A 19353-nucleotide genomic window follows, 5' to 3' on the forward strand; every position below is an offset into this window, starting at 1 on the left:
AATCTTCTCTTTATAAACCATATGGGCACCCATTCCGGATGCCCATATAATCCTTATGTAGCAAAAATGATTGGTAGTAAAAGTATGAAATGTGAACTATCGTTTATTACTCAGCTGCGTTTAACTCAGAAAGAATCTGATCAATTGTGTCACTCCACTTGCTCTGATACTCTGCTATAGCATCTTCAGGTGTCTTCTTGCCTGCAACAACCTCATTTACAAGAGTTGTCTTATCTGTGGCAAGATCAGCCTCTACCTCTGTAAGAGTCTCGGATGAAGCTGCTGCAGGAGCATCTACACAATTCTCTGTAAAGAACTTATTACCTTTCTCTACAAGGGAATCTGTATCAACGAACCCATTTGTCAGCGGCGCGATAACAAGTACCGGATCAAGAAGATTCTTCTTCCAAAGTGCGTTAGGATCATTAGGTGTCTGCTTAAGATGGAATTCACCATCTGCAAAGCTGTATTCAGCCTTTTTCTCAGGATCATCAGCATTAAGAACAAATTCCTCTGCCTTTGTTGACCAGTGAACATCCTCAGCACCATAGGTCCAAAGTGTCTGAATCTTGTCTCCATCAAGCATTGTCTCAAGAAGAGCATCGAAGATAGCCTGCTCACGGCTGTTGTCTCCATCACCATCATCTGTGATTACCCATACAGGTGCTTCACGGTTAAGGTATCCGCCCCATGTATCCTTGATCTCCTGAATAGGAGCAAGCTGAACAAGTCTGTCATCGCCAAGTTCTGTATCTACATCGTTCTTATCAAGATTATCTGTAAGTGTTCTAAGCCATGTTCCTGCCCAGTATGTAAATACACCTTCGGATGTAGCCTGGTCATTTGAGAACCACTTCTCTCTTGCTGTCTTAGTAGAAGCTTCCTCTGTATCTGTATCAATAACTCCGTCTGCATAGCCCTGAGCAAGTCTTGCAAGCGCATCTATAGTTGCCTGCTCCTGGAATCCGTCAACCCATGTGCCGTCCTTCTCATAAATTGCAGGATATGCTCCCTGCCAGAACTCAGGCATATAGTTTGTATAGGGTGCTTCATCAAATTTTCCAAAACCGGCTGCGATAACACCTGTCTTTCCATCCTTTGTGAATGCTTTAAGCATGTTGTAGTAATCATCAAAGGTCTTGATGCTTTCTGCATCTATTCCTGCCTCATCCAGCCATGACTGCTTAATATATGTAACGCATCCATTACCGTATGTAGGAGCAAAGCCATACTGCTCGCCGCTATCAAGCTTAAGGTTCTCATTGATCAGGGGAAGTGTAATTCTTGACTGGAATTCAGCATTGTCAAATGCATCTGCCATGTTCCAAAGAATGCCTGTTGTCTGATACTGTTTGAGCATTGTTGCGCTCATAATTAGTGCATCGGGATACTGTCCATCGCCGGGTTCTCCTGTTGTAAGGAGCTGAGCTACATTATCCTTATATCCTGAATGCTCAGGCTGATTGATGTGAAGCTTAATGCTCTTACCAAGCTTCTCGGAAATTGCGCTCTCCCACTGCTCTACAAATGCATCCTGACCGTTATCTACGTTAGCTGTAAGTGTTCCATCCACTGTTATGTAGAGGTCTGTAAGCTCATAATCGGAAGCTTCTGCTGTATCACCTGATGCTTCCTCGGTGGAGCCTTCTTCTCCCGAAGCAGCTTCTGCACCCTCTTCAGTTGATGCTGCAGTCTCTGTCTTGTCTGCTGTTTCTGTTCCTGTTGAATCTGCGCTTGATCCCCCACATGCAGCAAGAGAAGCTGCCATGGTTGCAGAAAGCAAAATTGAAACCAACTTCTTTTTCATAGTTTTCCTCCTATACCCTTTCTCCTTCTTGGGGCATAATCAGCCATAAAAAGTGGCTGTGTGCCTTTTTCATGTGCCTTTGTCCCCTTGGCAAGATGTATTATATCGGATTAGGAAAACCAAAAAAATGAATAACTTGTTCTCGACTTTGCAAATGTTGCTGTAATAAACTTTATTTGCAGTTATTGCTATTTTGTTGTAGAATCATATCTGCAAAAGAATCAAAAAGCCTGCAAGCAAGCCACCAGCTTGCTTTATTCATTTATACATATATATTGGAGATTTAAGATATGCGACGAAACTTAACCTCAAAGTATGATGATAGGCAGTACATGAAAGAGCTTGATTTCGAGCTATATTACTATCATGACACAAAGCCCACTACCAGAACTGGTCTTCATACTCATAGATACTATGAATTCTATTTTTTCCTGGAGGGCCATGCTGAAGCACAGGTGCAAAATGAACATTATATGCTTAGCTATGGTGACATTCTGATAGTACCACCTGGAATTACACATGGTATCTTTGTACGAGACTTAGAAGTACCTTATAGAAGATTTGATCTGTGGATCAGTAAATCTGCATTTGCTGATCTCGTAAAACTTGGAGAAGACTACAAATATTGCGTAAATAAGGCTTTAAACGAATCCAGGCATGTCATTCATACGGATCATATTACCTTCAACTCCATTCTATCCAAGCTTTTTTACATAATTGAGGAGGACAAGAGTGCCAGATTTGGACGTGAATGTCAGCTAAAAATAAGTGTTGCTGATCTTTTGCTAAAGATAAACCGGCTCGCCTTTGAGCAGTTTAATGACAAACAAATATCACAGGATGTGTTGTACCAGAATATATGTGATTATATCGAACACCATATAGATGAAGATCTCTCCCTGGACAATATTGCCAACCACTTTTTCCTTAGCAAGTTTTACATATCTCATGTTTTTAAGGACAATCTCGGAATTTCGCTGCATAAATATATAGCAAAAAAAAGGCTGCAATTGTGCAGGGATGCTATACTCAGCGGGGAATCCATGTCCTTTGCCTGTAATAATTATGGCTTTGACGACTACTCAAGCTTTTACAGAGCCTTTAAGAAAGAATTTGGCATCACACCAAGGGAACTTTCTAAAGCCGCCAAACAAAATAAATCTAATGCCCAGGCAACTCAAAAGATTATATATGACTAAAGCTTGTTAAGGCAATCAATAAGTAGTTTAAAGTAAAAGCAGGAGCATCAAAAACTCCTGCTTTTTATATTGCGCTATATTGTCATTTACTGATTAGTTTTACCATATTATCTTCCGCCTTTCCGTTATAAGCATCTTCGGATAGGCGCTCACCGGATAAAAGCTTATTATTCATACATGTTCTGTCTTGTGTTAACGTAATTTTCTCTCTCTTTTTCCCTGTTTTCACTTATCAGGGTATCTTCATAGATATTATATCCGTCTATAGTGTCTACGAGCTTCACATCGAAAATTGTGATGTCCTCATCCAGTTTTTTGTCAGTAGGAAAAATTATATATCTGTCCAGATCAGCTCTTGTATAATACAAAAGCTCCTGGGTTTTCATTTCTTCTTCCTGCATTAATTTGAGAACTCCGGTGTAATATTTATGATCAACATAGTCTCTTCCGTAAGGCATCAGTATATTGGGATCATATTGTCTTACAAAGTAGACCAGTTCCGGAGTAAATGCAGCTTTTACTGTTCCTTCATCCTCTGTGGGTTTAATCCTGTCACATATATCTATAACATTTTGTGGCAGATGATAGATATTTTCCGCCTTATATACATATTCATTTGCATATACATACGAACCCGTGACTGCAATAATCAAAGCTGAAACACAGGCTGCAACATACTTTTTTACCGCACTATTAAGGCTGGCAATAAACTTGGTAAAAGCGTATGCAATAGTAACATACATGGGGATGATCCACAGAATTCTGTAATATGTATTGGCAGACTCAATCCCCGCGAGTTTTACAAACAGCTTCTTTGTTACAGGGAAAAGAAAGCCTGCTACTACAACAAACGGCATCGCTCCAAATACAATTTTCTTTCTTACATCAGATTCTTTTACTATCAAATAAATCGATGATATCAATAACAGAAGCCAAAAAATCATCCAAAGACTTCCGTTTTCAAGTCCACCATATCTCTTAAGGTCAACCCAGCATTCCCTGAAAATTCCGTACATATATCATCCTCACATAAGCTTATAAAGTACAACATAAACAAGATTTGGAATGACAGAACAAAATGCTCCCAGAAGAACTGTCATTCGCTTTGAAGAATACAGCAATACAAGTGTAAGTAGCGCAACAAGTCCCGCTCCGAACATAACGCCCATTTCTGAACACATACCGGAAAACATGTTAACAAGAGTAAGCAGACCCCAGAAAGAAGCCTTCTGCGAAAGTGTCTTCTCTTCTCCCCCTGTTTCCTTAAACATCCATAAAAATATCAACAGGATAGCCGGAAAGGCGATACTTGTAAGCATGGACTTTCCCTGCCAGGTTCTCATCAGAAAGAATGTTGCCGGAGTATAGATCGATACATTTCCAAAGATCATAAGCATATTGACCATGATCATGAAAATCGGGATCATAGCGGTATTATCCGCAAATAGTACTTTAGCTATCTCATGGAAAATAAAATATACCAGTGGAATAATCAGAACTGGCCAGACTGTATATGTGACAATTGTCGAATGTACACCCGCAGCTTTTGCAATAAACGCTATCCACATCGGAATAGCCGCAAGCGCATGCCTGCCATCAACCGGAATGATTCCACCTTTATTGGGATCTACAGTATACATTGCGCCCGTTTTTTGTGCGATTATGGATTGAGTGACATAAAACGAATTGTCGCCGTCAAATATTCTGGTTGAAACCGCCATTACCATCTGAAAAATTACAAGAGCAAAAAATATTCCGTAAAAGATTCTGGTATCCGTGCTAAGGCTCTTTATATCTGGCTTTTTCAGCATATTCTTATCAAATCTGAAACAACCTGCCACAGCAAATAACAGTACCGCTAAAAGACACCCCTTGAAGCAAGTTTCAAACGCATTAGGCTTGCTTGCAACGGTCAAAATACATAAGATGGATATTATCTGAATAATCCCGGAATAGATAAAAAAACCGAGTACAAAAGTAATACCCAGGGTTCTAAGTTCTTTTTTCAAAATAAATTTGAATAGTTGTCCCATACACATAGGGACTATGAGCATAAAAATTATAAGTCTGACTACAGACCATATTGTCATCAACATTTTTTCATACCTTCCCGCTAAACAATTCCCCAAGAAATAATTATATCAGCATGTTAAAAATCATCAATATGAATACGATAGTCACAAATGTGACCCTCGTTCAACAAAAGATATATATTCCCATATTCCCGGTCGGCTCCAAAGAGTGACGCAAAAACACCTCCGAATTAATGGTTTTAGCCACTAATTCGAAGGTGCATATTTTAGAATTTAATTTGTTTTAGTTTGCTTCTTCTGCTTCCTCTTCTTCCTCAAAATCATATACTGCCTTATTATCTTTCAAGGTAAATGGAACAGTCTCTGTACTAATAGTATTTCCGATCACATCCTGAATAACATAGGAATAACCATAGGTTCCGGAAGGAAGGTTCTTTTCTTCCACATGAAGATTCCTTGTTATTTCTATAGCCTCTCCCTTTTTATATATAAAATTCTTAGTTATAGGGTCGATATCGGGGTAAAGGAAGCTAACAGTCACTCCCTCAAAATCCTTTAGCGACCAAGTTCCTCTGCTCGGTATTTCTGTGTTTTCCACGTCATATTCACTCTTTAAAAATCCATATAGCTCATAGCTTGCTTCATCGTCTCCGTCACCCGGAAAATAAGCAAGAAGAAGTTTCATTATCTGACCCTGCATATAATCTATAGGTAACACACCATTATATTTATTGGGGTCAACTTTTTCTATATATACCGGAATAGAGTATCTGCTACATGACTGTGCCTCATTTTCTAGCTCCATATACAGATAAGAATTACCAAGTACAGGCCATTTACCATTAAACTGTGCAGGGAATTTTGCATCATCAAAACTGCCTCCCATTTCCGTACGGGTTCCCATAGGTTCAAGTGAACCATCCTTACCTATCTTGTAAAGCACATAGTCTATTGAAACTATACCCTGCATTCCATTAGTTACATTAAGAGTAAGGTCACCCTCGTCATTAAGTGTAAGCTTTGTATCAACATGATATTCATCGTAAGTAATGTCAGGTACCCTTTTCCTGTTTTCATATACCCAGTCAGGAGCATCCCAGTCCATATGTACAGAATCAAGATATGCAAGATATGCACAGCTCTTGGATACACGCACAAATCTCTCAAGATTTCTTGCAAAAGCTCTGGTGCCATCGTAGTATGACAATCCATGCGAATAACTTCTTCCTGTACCTTTCACATTATGCTTTACTGCCTTCATGACTGCCTTCTGAAGGTTATTTGCTTCTGTTGTTATCACTCCGCTTCTTCTGGTCTTCTTGGCAAGGTCAACAATATCTACAAGATTATGACTTTTCCCACCATAATGCTCGGCTTTTTCTGCATAATACCTGAATTTGCTATATTCTTCAGGTTTGTGAACAAGTTGTAGTGCCTTGTCGAAAAATGCGTCGAAGGCCTTTTCTACCTCATCTATTTCACTTAAGTCGATTACTGAAAATGTAAGCATTTTTAATGTTGATTCGTCACCTTCCTCAACATATTTTTGCGTAGTAACATCACAAAACTCATTACCAATTTCTCTTCCATCGCATTCGGGAACATCATACAAAAACTGAAGCCACCCTGTATATGCAGTTCCTTCGCCAGCCAGCACTTCCTCAGAAGCAGCCAGATACTTTGCATAATTCTTGACACATGAACACATCTCAATTGTAGCCATAAGGCAACAGTCAGTCACAATCAGTTCAAACTCTGTGCCTGCTCTTTTTAGTGCACTTTCCATATCATATAGCGTCATCAAACTATTCTCGTGCAATTCATCACAAATGAGACCTACTTCTGAACCACCGCCATGATCCCACATCACAAGCATATACTTCTCTGCGGGATACGTTTTTGTACTCCATGTAATAAAATCGCTGAGTGTATAACCTGAAGCCATGTTCTGAAGCGGTTTTTCATCTACCAGCACAAAGCCATCCTTACCATACTCAAAACGCTGTGTTTTTGTAGGGTCAGCACCTATGTCTATCTTATCAGTTTGCCACTTCCTGGTTCCTCCGGTCTGTATAACAACATTCACAGAGTCACTAGGCTCTGTTTTAGATATTTCATTCAAATTAAAGGAAGCTTGCCCGCCCTTCGACTCTAAGTCTGTTGCGCACAGATAGATCATAACGGTCCAATCTTTCTTGGATGCATTTTTTTCTGAAGTTTCTTTATCGTCCTTAGCTTCTTCCTTAGCTTCTTCCTTTTCTTCAGCGTCGTCTTTGCTCTCATCTGTAGTCTCTTGGGCAGACTCTTCCTGTACGTCACCTTCCGACGCAGCAAGGCTTACATTTGTGAAAGACATGCTCACCATAGCAGCAAGCGCCACAACTGATATCATTCTTTTCCAATACGAATATTTCATCAAAACCCCCTCAAAATAAAACACAGCCAACAGTACATATATTATCTGACACTAATTATTATGAACTATCAGTATAAAAATCCGATAAATTGTACATTAATTTGTTATAAAAAAGTTATGTACAAAGGCATCCATTTTCCGCGATATATCAAATACGATAGTCTCAAATGTGACCCTCGTTCAACACATAACAAACTGCTTGGTAAATCCAGATGAAGTCAATGCCAGATGTTCATGTGCCTATAGCCCAATATGTTTAACTGTTAATAAAGAAATCAAATAAGGTCAAGTAGCCTAAATTGCCATTCGGGCAATAACTACGCGAAAAATGGTCAAACAGGGATTTCTCGCGTAGGAAATGACCACCTAAAAGCAATCGACTACGTGAAAATTGCTTAGGAATAGATAAGACTCGTAGGAAAGAGCTAATACGAAGGCAGAAACTACTTGATAAATACTAAAACCCAGGCAGGGACAAGTAGAAAAGACAATATTGCTGCTAAATCCTACGCGAAAATAGTCGAAAAAACAAAGTGGTGTTATTGTGTGAACAGATGGTGCTCAATTGAGAATTGGGTGGGCTCACAGTCCGAAATATTCAATATGACCTAAGACAAAAATAATCCCGAGGACACGTTGACCTCGGGATTATTTTTATGGGGCATTTACTGCTTTTCATTTTCCGGTTCTGTTTTCTTATTTATACGTGCAGCTACAGCAAAGCTTGACGCTGCCACAAAGAATACGGCTCCCAGTCCAAAATGATTATCTGCTATCTGGAATACAGCTGAAGCATACAGAAGTGTTGCTGCAAGTGCATTCCACTTTGAAATATTTGCTCTCATCTCAATACTCCTTTCAAAGTTTAAAACTATAATATTACTTGTTATCTTCCTGATCTTTGCGGCCCTCATCGTCATATAGGCCAAAAACAATTGCCCACAGGAATCCCATACAAACTCCCATCACCCAGCTGTGCATGGATGTGCCAAATGAAATTCCAAAAAGGAGACCTATAGAGACAGGAAATATCTTACTTCTTATGTCCGTTGTCGATTCGTTATTTTCGTGTTTCATGATCTTCTGACCTCCCTTCATGAATGAAATATAACTCGGGATCAGAATTCTAATACTTTATGCACCTGAAAAGAGCGGATTTACACTGATTTATACGAAAAAGAGCGATGCGAAACTTCACACCGCTCATACACGTATCAATCAATTTTAGATATAAATAGGTTATGTATGTTATATAATCAATCAAAAATTCTTTTGATAAATCTATATCGTTTGTTATAATATTTGCTTGTGGGGGACGCTGTAATAATTCAGTATGAAGAAAAGTTAAGGGGAACATCATAATGAAGAAATACTTGGGGAATCTTTTATTCTTTATCACATCACTTTTGTGTGTGATAGTCTTATTTGGATGCTTTTCAATTCATTCAAAGGCAGCTACTAAAATGAAACCGGCAACACAATTAAGGTTTGATGGAACAGCCGTTAAATATACAACCGGCTCAGCGGGCTATTATACCGTCGCTGTAACATACAAGACTGCATCCGGAAAAGAAATTTTACACGATGTGTCGAATATGAGTGGAAAAAGAGGTGCAAATGAACCGGACTGGATCATTAGTTTAAGGGTAGTCTGCACACATGAAGAAGTTGGCGAATATGTAATCTATGTATTTAATTCCAAGAACAAAATCCCAAATTACGATACCATCGAGCAGTATAAAAAGGATTCTCACCTGACAATGGCCAGCAAAAGTGTAAATGTCAAAAACAAGCTGAAAGTTCCTTCATTTACATCCATAAAGCCTGTTACTGTAAAAAAGAAAAAGTACTACAGACTAAAATGGAAAAAGAGAGCCTGCTATTTTGATATTGACGATGACGTCAGCGATATTGAGTCATTTTTCCTGGCAGATGGCAAGGATCACTACGATATCCCGGTAGAGGATTATACAAAGGAAGTATCTATAAGAGCTTATAGTTCACATCTGGAAAAGGATGTAGCATCTGATACTATTTATTTGACAATTCCCGGCTCAAAGGATGATGGTGTTTTAAGGTATAGCGTTTCCTTTTCATCAAATGGTGGAAGTTACGTTCCTGCACAGAAGGTTGCAAAAGGCGCAAATGCAGTAAAACCGGCTAACCCGACAAAGGATGGTTATGTATTTGCCGGATGGTACGCTGATACGACACTGACTAAGGCATTCAATTTCAATACGCCTATAACATCAAATACATGTCTCTATGCAAAGTGGAAAAAAGTAGAAACTCCTGCCCCTGGTAACGACGAGCCCGTAGAAACAGAGCCTGAAAAAGAAACTCCCGGGGATGACTCAGCATCTGGCCGTAATGTGACGGTAGAATCAGGCAAAGCTGCTCTTCCAATGACTATAACACAGAATGGCATCACCTATTACATAGGAGCAGATGGTATCGCTACGGTGACAAAAATAGGCGCCGTTAAAAAGGCTTCTATTTCCAATGTAACAGCAGACGGCGTAACATACCCGGTAAAATCTATTGCAGATAATGCCTGCAAGGGAAATAAGAAAATCAAAAAGCTTAAGATTGCTGATAGTGTAGAGTCTATAGGAAAGAAAGCTTTTTATAATTGTAAGAAGCTCAAAACTGTCACTATAAAAGCAAATAAGTCACTTAAGATAAAGAAAAATGCATTTAATAAGCTTGCAAAGGAATCAACTATTACTATCAAAGGAGCCAAAAAGGCAAAGCTGGGACAAAAGCTTCGCAAGCAGACAAATGCAACAGTAAATAAGAAATAAAATAAAACAGACCTTTTCTGTAACAGCACAGATCAAGGTCTGTTTTTCATTCAGAAATCGAATTTAGTGCACTGCTTTGGCTTTTCTGAACAGAAGACTTGATAATCCGAGCAACAGTCCCAGGATTATCAAGACTACTGATACTATTACGCTTTTTCCAGTCTGCTCATCCGTAGGATACGCTTCCAACGAACCATGTAAAAGGAAGTAAACTCCGATAAATATAAGCAAAACGGCTGTTATTGTAAGTAGAATTCTTATAACACTCTTTATCACATGCATTTTTCTTAGTTCCCCTTTAACGGATTTATCATTTTCTGGAGCATATCCATGGCTTTCTTATATGACTCAGCCATCTCATTTGGGTCCTTTATTGTAAATTCTTTATCCTTTAGCCTGGTATCTCCATCAGAAAGCACGCCAACATACGTCGCTTCCTTCATAGACATATGTTCATTTTGACAGTATTCAATCACGGCTTCTGATGCATTTCTGCCTGACAGCTCTATTCTATCTTCGAAAAGTCCTACATTTTCATCAAAAAACTGGCTGTCTGCTTCCGATGCTATCACAAGCACCATAAATGAATGGAATTTCTCTTTTAGCATCTTAAGCTGTCGTGTAAGGATATCCCTGTCGGCATCCCCATAGTTTACGAAAATTGTTGAATAACAACTATTAGCCATTCTTCTGCTTCTCTCCCATATACTTTAATTATTTAGGCGTTTCGCAAACGCCTAATTATCTTTTTTCTGATGTGTACCAATACACTTTAACCAAATAGCTTTATTACATAATTAACTATGATTCCTGCAGAGCACCCTGCAAGTATAAGGAAAACAATTCCCACACCTATGCAGATGCGGCTCTCCATCTTTTTTCTTGTATCCTTTGAAAAATGGTTGCCGGTGACAAGAAGAAGGGTGCCGCCAATTAGGCCAGTTATAACCACTCCTACAAGAATAGCTGCGATAACCAGAAACACAGCCAGAATAATAAGACCCATAATTCCAATTAGTAAACTGAACATTCCTCCCATGATTCCTCCTAAAAATTTCTTTCGTAATAATGAATTTATCCACTTTTCTTTTCTTATCTACTTATTATACAGATGGGATGAGGAATTTGTCGCACCTTCATCCAAAAAAATTATAGCCATCCCAAATGGAACGGCTATAACTATATACAAAGCTGAATAATTTTTACAATTTAGAAAGGGGCTTTATTACTATCTATTTCTGCCGGCAGCCTCGTACTTTTTATGAATTATGCAGCAACCTCTGTATTTTCGGTCTGCTTAGTCTCTATGGGCAGCTTCTTGTAAATAAATGCAGCAAGTGCCAGAAACACTACACACATAATAGCTGCTTCAATATTGCTAAGAGCTCTTCCCATAAGTGAAGGTAATGCAATAGCAACTGTATTATTGATAGCATGCATAATGATTGCAGAAACTACTGAATTATACTTATAAGCTACGAATGCAAGTGCCAGTCCCATGGGCATTGCATATATGCTCTGAAGCGGGTTCATGTGCATAAGTCCAAACATCACTGCTGAGAGGATGACACAACCTACAATTTCAAAAGACTGCTTTGAGTTCTTAAGCATTACTGCTCTGAATGCCAGCTCCTCGGCGAAGGGAGCAAGCAGTGCTACTGTAAGTACAGCGATAACCTGATTTCCACCTGAGATAAGTCCCATAATCTGACCAAGCAGCTCTCTGCTTCCGGGGATAAGGGCTGCAGTAACATTGGAAACTATTAATACAAATGCATAGAAACCAAGTGCAGCGCTGGCAAGGAATGCGATTGACTTTACATTTGCTATCTTCTTAAGACCTGATTCATAGGTTCCCTGCTTTTTATCTTTTCTTACGGATCCAAAGTAATACCAGAGTCCGAATACTGCAATGCAGGCAATCTCTCCAACAAACTGTAATACAGTTAAGATTTCGGAAATGTAATCCATATATTCTGCCTGATCCTTAAAGGTTTCTCCTGTCTGAGCATAATGTATATAAGACGCTCCGACTGATCCTGCAGCTCCGATCACTCCCTGAATTCCCAAAAACAGGAGCACAATTCCCAGTGCTACGAATATTGCTTTTGCTTTACTTCCCTTTGTTGTTTTCATACTCATTCTCCTTTTTCTTATAAAATTATTGTTATCAATTTGAGGTTAAAAAAATACTTCAATCCTACAGGCGATTCCGTATCATGTTTGCACGCTTTCCTTTGCCTGATGAAAACATGATAATTCGAAATCATTTCCGCAGATTGAAGTAAATCTTAACGTAACCTTATTTTTACATTATTTTCAAATCTTTATTCGTTCTGTGAGGGAATATCCTTTGTATCTTTACTTGAAAAGGGCATTTTCCTGTACATAAAAATTGAAAGTGCAAGGAAAATAACAACACAACACGCACTTACAACCGGTGGAAGCCCCGGACAAAATATCTGATTCAGTAATATCGCTCCGATATTGTTTATTAGGATCACCAGCATGCCCGGTACGACTGAATTAAACTTGTAAGAAACAAACATCATAACAAGGCCAAATGGGATTCCGTAAATTGTTTGCACCGGATTAAGCATCAACACAGCAAACAGTATGGCAGGTATAATTATGCAGGCCGCCATCCCGAAGGATTTCTTGAATTTTTGCATTATAATACCCGGAAAGGCAAAGGCCGTTGCCATAGCTGATAATATAACCATTGATGTGATATTCATGGGAGTTACTTCCGAAACGTTTGACATTATGGTGGATAATAACTCACCGCTTTCAGGAGATATCATTATTATCAGATCAGCAATATGTCTGTCAAAAAGTCCTATTGCCAGTGATGAAAACACTATAAAAGCAATGACTTTTGCATCACACATTTTCTCATGCCAGGGCTCATAAGTTCCGGCAAGCTTGTCTTTTCTTACATATCCCAGGTAATACCAAATTCCAAACAATACTGTACAGATTAAATTCGAAATGAATAGCATAAGCGGTTGCATGGCATTAATACTATTGAGCAAGGCTTCCTTATCCATGTTGTCTGCAGACATGGCCAGGGATACAACCAGACTGATAATGATTGATACCGCCAGTTGTATCAGCAGGTAAAGCAGTGTTATTGCTACTGCCTCCATTACTGTCTTAACCTTGTTTTCCTTTTTTGTTTCCATATTTTTTTACCTCTCTACATCCATTCCAAGGGTAAAGTAACTACAAAACTTTTGTAGCCATCATCCGAATTCTCATTATATTCGAGGCTTCCGCCATGAAGCTCGACAATTCTTTTTGCTACTGATAATCCAAGTCCGCTGCCACCGCTTTTCCCCTTCTTATAGGGTTCGAAAATGTGCTCCTTCAGGTCTTCCTCCAGAAACGGACCATCATCTGAAAAGCTGATAATTACGCCATTTTCCTCTTTTATTGATACCCTGAAGGTAGTATTTTCAGGGTTATGCCTTATGGCATTATTGATCAAATTAGTAAAAACACGCTTCATCTGCTCAGTGTCATATTTGCAGATGACTTTGTCCGGTATTTCAGGCTCAAGAATTATTTTCCTGTCCTCAAATCTGTAGAACATATCTGCAAGAATGCCACGAAGAAAACCCGCAATATTGCCTTCTTCCGGGAAAATCTTATAGTCTGTGCTTCCGTATTTTGCATACTCAAGCATGTCTTCTAGCTGGACATTGGCAGCTTTTATCTGTTGTTCGATTATAGTCAGATAGTGATTTCTGTCATCCTCAGAGATATCCTCCTCCTTGAGAAGTCTGGCATAGCCCATTACCATAGTCATGGGAGTCTTCAGATCGTGAGCAATCCCGGCGTATAACTGCCTGTTCTGTTCCTCATTCTGCTCTCTGATACTCTGAGCCTCTTTTAATTTCAAAACCATGTGGTTGAAGGCTTCTTCCATCTCTGCAAATTCAAAGCTGTCCTTTACTTCCATCTGCACATCAAGATTCCCAGAGCTTACCAGATTCATGTTATCTGCTATTTTTCTGGCAGGTTCCGAAATATTCTTTTCCAAAATATTGGACAGTCCCCAGAAAAGAAGGTAGGTCACAATCATGCTGGCCATGGTGATCTGAGTACCGAGATCTTTACTCATACCCTGACCGCCATATAAGCCGTCTATGACTCCCATCAGGAACTCCCTGATTTTATCTATAAATAGGATAAGTAAAAAAACATATGCCAGAATAATTATCAGGAATGTTTGGAGTTTTCTTTTATATTTAAGTCTCATTTTTCTTCCATCCGATATCCCAGCCCTCTGATGGTGTGGATATAATCATTTTCTCCGTCAGAGATTTTCGATCTCAGCTTACTTATGGCAACCATAATGCTGTTATCGTCCGGGAATTTGTCGCTTTCCCATGCTGCCTCATATATTTGATCCTTAGTGAGGACCTGTCCGATATTACTCATGAAAAATTCGGTCATTCTGTATTCCAGAGCCGTAAGCTCAACGGACTCATCATTTTTATAAAGGCGCTTCAATGATGGCTTGAGCTTTAGCGCCCCGCAAATGAGCTCCTTCCCTTCCTCCTGACGGTCATAACCGTAGCATCTGCGAAGGGTTGATAACACTCTTGCAGCGACCTCCATGGGATCGAAGGGCTTTACGATATAATCATCCGCACCAAGATTAAGTCCCTTTATCCTGTCCAATACATCACCCTTTGCGGTCAGGAAAAGCACCGGTACATTGCTCTGCTTCCTTATCTTTTCAACCAGCTCATACCCGTCCATGACAGGCATCATTATATCTGTGATGACCAGATCAAACTGTTCGGAATTGAACAGTTCATAGGCTTTGCTACCATCATATTCTTCCTTTACCGTCATTCCATGCATCTCAAGACATACTTTTAAAAGTCCTGCTATTTGAGGCTCGTCGTCAACGACCAGCACTTTGTACTTTTTATCCGCCATATATACTCCCTCTAACCCACTTTTTCATTTTTATAATTTATAATACCCCTCAGTCATTTCTGTACATTTAAGTGAATCTTAACGTAACCTTAACCAATCTTTGCTCTTCCCATATTCTTATGTCTGGGGCAATAGTTTTCCAAGGCAGTCCGAAAGTACTTCTGCCGCTATACGATGTCCTTCCGGATCCGGATGAAGCCTTGCACTTACGTGAATACCTGTACAATCCGGGAGACGTAGATATACAACGTTATCATCATTTTCTGCATTAAATGTATCTATGATCTCAGATACATACTCTTCCATATCATTTCCCAGCATTCCATATGCCCAGATGATCTTGGATTTCGGATTATTTTTCCTTACAGCTTCAAGGAAATCGATTCCGCAGGTTCTAAAATTCTGCAGGAATTCATCTTCGCTCCATTTGTCCAGCTTCATTGCACTACTGTCATTCGTGCCGAGGTTGATGATAACGGCATCCTTCTCATTATCTGTAAAGTTCCAACTATCCATGCATCCCAGCTTTTTGGCATCTTCAGCTATCTGCGCAGCACATACATAGGGATATACCTTCGGAAGTGAGCACTCGGTACTACCATCCCAGGAAGCAAACAGGCCCTGTCCGCTCTGACTTAGAATGCTGTAATCCGCATCAAGCATTTTTGCAGTCATATATGCATAGGTGTTTACACTGTCAAACACCGTGGGAATCCATTCTTCACGCGTAAGAGCAAACGCTCCCTCGCCTGATGTAATGCTGTCACCCACAAATTCAAGGTTGTACTTTCTCTTCGGCACCGGAAGGAACTCCCCGTCAGTGTCAAAAGAGAATATTTTGATCACAGAGGCACACTCCTCCATCATGGACTGAGTGCTTCTCGCGATCCTGACATTAGTAGCATGAGCCTTATCAAAGCCGCGCATTATCTGATATCTGTGCCTGCCCTCCATCAAGGGGAAATGCATTATTCGCGCATCATCAATAAAAACATCCAGCCACAACTCAAGCGTTCCAAAAGTAGCCTCTATATCTGCATACAAATATCTGGCCTTTACATTTACTTCTATTCCGCTTCCGGTCCAGAACAATGCCGTACAATCATCTAATGATGAACATCTTCCCCATATACGCTTATTTTCTATTTCTGATAATTTATATTCCATTTTCCATATCCTCCAAAAAAACACCAGTTACTTCAAAATTGTAATTCTGAGTACCATATATAGCAAGAAGATAATTTTTGCAAAGGAGCCCGGAAAGCCTGCAAATAAGCTTCGCCAAAAGTCTGTCGGAGATGGAGTTATGGCATACTATGACATTACGGAGAAAACCGTATATGTGTGCTGCCAAACAAATAAGATACGTTTCAATTCCAACTCCGGAGACATGTTCCGCGCCTTTAAAGAAGCTGAAGTTATCGATTTTGGAAAAAACATAATTGACACTACTCCCATGACTAGTGGCTCCTGTTTTTTCCTATACTGCAGAAGAGTTAAAGAACTGGATCTTAGTCAGTTTAGAACACCAAATCTTACCAACATGTGTGAGATGTTTCATTTTTGCACAAATCTAAGGAAGCTGAATGTAAGCACACTGGATACCTCCAAGGTTACCGATATGCGCTCCGTATTCCTGATCTGTCCTTCACTTTATAGTCTAGATGTTAGCAACTTCAATACATCCAAAGTAAAAGACATGTCTCAGATGTTTGAATATTGTGGTATGTTCAAAACACTTGACCTGTCAAATTTCGACACATCCAATGTTGAAAATATGTATCGAATGTTTGCAAATTCATTGGCCCTTAATAGCGTCAATATCAGCAGCTTTAAGGCTTCAAAGGTAACTGATGTCCAGGAAATGTTTTGTGACTGCACAAGTCTGGAACACCTTGACCTTCGAAGTTTTGATCTTACAAATGTTCCTGCAGAAAAAGCAGGCAGTTTCCTTGGAAATTGCAAGAATCTGAAGTATGTGGACGGTCCCGCTAAAACAAACCGCAAATTCTATTATAATGCGGATACTAAATCAAAATATCAGATTGGAAAAGTAGCACTAGACGATAACAAGGATGGCAAACCTGATTCAGGTGCACGCTACGATTACTTTTTGCAAGGGTCAGCAATCCACCGATACCTCTTCGTGGACCACATTGATAAATCAGAAAAGGATAAAGATCCTGAAAAAGACCCTGATCCCGTAGACGGTTCCGATGAGGATGAGGAAAAATCTCCTTCTGCAAGGGTTGATAATCCTTCTGCAGATGGTCAGTCTCTTCTTCCCATGACTGTTACTATTAACGGTGTTACTTATTACATCGATATTAACGGCATGGCTACAGTCACTAAAATTGACAAGGTAAAGAAGGCCTCCCTAAATGATGTTACAGTCAACGGAACAACCTATCCCGTAACTACCATTAGTGCCAATGCCTGCAAAGGAAATAAGAAAATATCATCTGTTACTATTGGCAAAAATGTAACAATGATCGATAAAAAGGCATTCTATAAGTGCAAAAAGCTAAAGAAAGTAAAGATTACCGCAAATAAGTCCTTAAAGGTGGGCAAAAATGCATTTAAAAAGCTTCACAAGAATGCCAAGATCACGGTCAAGGGAGTAAAAGGAAAATCCAAACAAAAGCTCATTAAAAAGCTTAAGAAACAGACTAATGCTGTGGTAAAGTAATATATTTCATTAGTGTTCCTCATTTTACAACCTTGTCTAAATTAAAGATTGCGAACGCGCACGGCGAGTTTCGCAAATACCTAACTTTAATTATTATAATTATCCACTATTCTTATGAAAAATAAAAGATGGCGGTACTAAATTGCCGTTAAATAATACGCGAATCTCCGTTTACAGTATTCTCGGATTTAATCAATAACATCATTCTGAAAACGTGACAAATGCTCAAATGGCAGAATCAGTCTGCCTCTATAAAGTCCGCAACCATCATTTATCAGACTGTTATTGATTGCACCAAACATGTTGACGTCAACCTTAGAAAGGTCAAGCTGTTGAAGGAGCATTCCTCGCTCATAGGCTTCATCAAAATAAATGTTTTCACCCTGTGGAATCTTGTCTCTTCTTGCACGTTCTTCCTGTTGGCGCTTTTCATAACCAAGATGGTTAGCGGGGCCTATCTCTGCATAATCATCCATGTCCTTTGTGCGAAGCTGCACTTCGACATAACTTCTTGACTCATTATCATATAGAGTAATGTGGAGTGACTGATAGCCATACGGACTTGGATTATATATATAGTCCCTAAAATAAGGTCGTACATGGTCATCGAGTTTTTCCGAAATACCATCGTTGAAATTCGATACTTCTGCACTAAAACCGCGCATTTCAAGGAAGTCCGGAATCATGTTTGCAAGCTCATAAAGGCTCTTTAGCTCTATCTTCTCGCGGTCATCTCCTTCCTTCAGATGACATTTAGGCATGGAAATCACGATACGGTAAGCAATGAGATCCCTGAAATGTTCTATCCTGCCCTTTATCTGAGACAATTCCGGATATGTCCCATTCTTTTTATAGTAATCATAGATAGTCTCGACAATATACGCATTGAATTTCTCTTCCGCTCTGATGAGGGATTTGATTCTTCCTTTGAAAGTAAAGGCCAGCTGCGGATATTCTTTTGTCATGTACTTATACAGCTCCCTGATCCTCTGCGACTGGGATGTGAGGAAGTCGTTATGTACCAGAAGCTCCTCCATTCTCAAAAGAAAATTGCTATGAAACATATCAACTGTATTCCCGGTTTCTATGGAAGACTTTTTCAAATCTTCAGAATACAGCCTTATTATTTTAAGAACCGTGTCACCCTTATACAAATAATCATTCAGTGAAACCATAAGCTCCCCCTTCTTTGCCATGACCTAATGTCGTTATCTGCAAAATTCCCATAAAAAAGGGCAAAGATGCCGTAATTAAGCGCCTTTGCCTTCTCTACCAATATGATAACACAATTTTTATGATTTTCGCCAGCATGGATAAAATTCCGCCTTATTGGACATCTGTTGGACAACCCCCTGTATACTTATAAACAGATAAGGACGACACACAATTGTTTATCAGTTTCTCATGAGGGGGAGATAACCTGCTTAAACAACTACAGACCCATCGCAAAGG

Annotated in this window: 18 protein-coding genes; 3 read left to right on the plus strand and 15 right to left on the minus strand. The window is 39.5% G+C overall.

Annotated elements, in window-relative coordinates:
• Nucleotides 1–106: 106 nt before the first annotated feature.
• Nucleotides 107–1807, minus strand: a complete 1701-nt coding sequence (locus G587_RS0110335; protein WP_026492174.1) for a hypothetical protein — start codon at nt 1805–1807, stop codon at nt 107–109.
• Nucleotides 1808–2097: 290 nt separating this feature from the next.
• Here G587_RS0110335 and G587_RS0110340 point away from each other — a divergent pair, with 290 nt between their 5' ends.
• A complete protein-coding gene (locus G587_RS0110340) occupies nt 2098–3006 on the plus strand; it encodes a helix-turn-helix domain-containing protein (protein ID WP_026492175.1) in 909 nt (302 codons plus the stop codon).
• Between the two features lie 167 nt (nt 3007–3173).
• Here G587_RS0110340 and G587_RS0110350 read toward each other — a convergent pair whose 3' ends face one another.
• The 5 genes from G587_RS0110350 to G587_RS0110370 all read right to left on the minus strand — a co-directional run bounded on the left by G587_RS0110350 (nt 3174) and on the right by G587_RS0110370 (nt 8532).
• Nucleotides 3174–4022, minus strand: a complete 849-nt coding sequence (locus tag G587_RS0110350) for a hypothetical protein (RefSeq protein ID WP_026492176.1) — start codon at nt 4020–4022, stop codon at nt 3174–3176.
• Between the two features lie 9 nt (nt 4023–4031).
• On the minus strand, nt 4032–5102 hold the full coding sequence (locus G587_RS0110355) for a DUF6077 domain-containing protein (RefSeq protein WP_026492177.1): 1071 nt from the start codon (nt 5100–5102) through the stop codon (nt 4032–4034).
• Nucleotides 5103–5322: 220 nt separating this feature from the next.
• Nucleotides 5323–7455: a clostripain-related cysteine peptidase gene (locus G587_RS22335; RefSeq protein ID WP_035786357.1), complete on the minus strand. Its 2133-nt coding sequence runs from the start codon at nt 7453–7455 to the stop codon at nt 5323–5325.
• A 665-nt stretch (nt 7456–8120) separates the two neighbouring features.
• The gene (locus tag G587_RS0110365) at nt 8121–8300 is read right to left on the minus strand and encodes a hypothetical protein (protein WP_026492178.1); all 180 of its coding nucleotides are present in this window, start codon (nt 8298–8300) and stop codon (nt 8121–8123) included.
• A 34-nt stretch (nt 8301–8334) separates the two neighbouring features.
• Nucleotides 8335–8532 (minus strand): hypothetical protein, encoded by a 198-nt coding sequence (locus G587_RS0110370; RefSeq protein ID WP_026492179.1) that lies wholly within the window; start codon nt 8530–8532, stop codon nt 8335–8337.
• A gap of 284 nt (nt 8533–8816) precedes the next feature.
• Between G587_RS0110370 and G587_RS0110375 the strand changes: the two genes are divergently transcribed.
• Nucleotides 8817–10259 (plus strand): InlB B-repeat-containing protein, encoded by a 1443-nt coding sequence (locus G587_RS0110375; protein WP_026492180.1) that lies wholly within the window; start codon nt 8817–8819, stop codon nt 10257–10259.
• Between the two features lie 63 nt (nt 10260–10322).
• Here G587_RS0110375 and G587_RS0110380 read toward each other — a convergent pair whose 3' ends face one another.
• The 8 genes from G587_RS0110380 to G587_RS0110415 form a co-directional block, all read right to left on the minus strand.
• Nucleotides 10323–10541, minus strand: a complete 219-nt coding sequence (locus tag G587_RS0110380) for a hypothetical protein (RefSeq protein WP_026492181.1) — start codon at nt 10539–10541, stop codon at nt 10323–10325.
• A gap of 5 nt (nt 10542–10546) precedes the next feature.
• Nucleotides 10547–10945, minus strand: coding sequence for a hypothetical protein (locus G587_RS0110385; protein WP_026492182.1), 399 nt, complete (start codon nt 10943–10945; stop codon nt 10547–10549).
• Between the two features lie 86 nt (nt 10946–11031).
• Complete coding sequence (locus G587_RS0110390; protein WP_196812559.1) at nt 11032–11289, minus strand: hypothetical protein; 258 nt, start codon at nt 11287–11289, stop codon at nt 11032–11034.
• Between the two features lie 236 nt (nt 11290–11525).
• On the minus strand, nt 11526–12395 hold the full coding sequence (locus tag G587_RS0110395) for a CPBP family intramembrane glutamic endopeptidase (protein ID WP_026492184.1): 870 nt from the start codon (nt 12393–12395) through the stop codon (nt 11526–11528).
• 191 nt (nt 12396–12586) lie between these two features.
• On the minus strand, nt 12587–13444 hold the full coding sequence (locus tag G587_RS0110400; RefSeq protein WP_026492185.1) for a CPBP family intramembrane glutamic endopeptidase: 858 nt from the start codon (nt 13442–13444) through the stop codon (nt 12587–12589).
• 14 nt (nt 13445–13458) lie between these two features.
• Nucleotides 13459–14421, minus strand: coding sequence for a HAMP domain-containing sensor histidine kinase (locus tag G587_RS0110405; RefSeq protein ID WP_196812560.1), 963 nt, complete (start codon nt 14419–14421; stop codon nt 13459–13461).
• A gap of 98 nt (nt 14422–14519) precedes the next feature.
• Nucleotides 14520–15212, minus strand: a complete 693-nt coding sequence (locus G587_RS0110410; protein WP_026492187.1) for a response regulator transcription factor — start codon at nt 15210–15212, stop codon at nt 14520–14522.
• A 117-nt stretch (nt 15213–15329) separates the two neighbouring features.
• On the minus strand, nt 15330–16379 hold the full coding sequence (locus G587_RS0110415) for an SGNH/GDSL hydrolase family protein (protein ID WP_026492188.1): 1050 nt from the start codon (nt 16377–16379) through the stop codon (nt 15330–15332).
• 139 nt (nt 16380–16518) lie between these two features.
• Here G587_RS0110415 and G587_RS24430 point away from each other — a divergent pair, with 139 nt between their 5' ends.
• The gene (locus G587_RS24430; protein WP_026492189.1) at nt 16519–17901 is read left to right on the plus strand and encodes a BspA family leucine-rich repeat surface protein; all 1383 of its coding nucleotides are present in this window, start codon (nt 16519–16521) and stop codon (nt 17899–17901) included.
• 188 nt (nt 17902–18089) lie between these two features.
• On the opposite strand, the gene G587_RS0110425 is transcribed toward G587_RS24430, so the two are convergent.
• Entirely contained in the window at nt 18090–19076 is a 987-nt protein-coding gene (locus G587_RS0110425; RefSeq protein ID WP_026492190.1) for a guanosine polyphosphate pyrophosphohydrolase, read from the minus strand.
• Nucleotides 19077–19353 lie beyond the last annotated feature (277 nt).

This window comes from Butyrivibrio sp. XPD2002 (assembly GCF_000423945.1).
GTDB lineage: Bacteria > Bacillota > Clostridia > Lachnospirales > Lachnospiraceae > Butyrivibrio.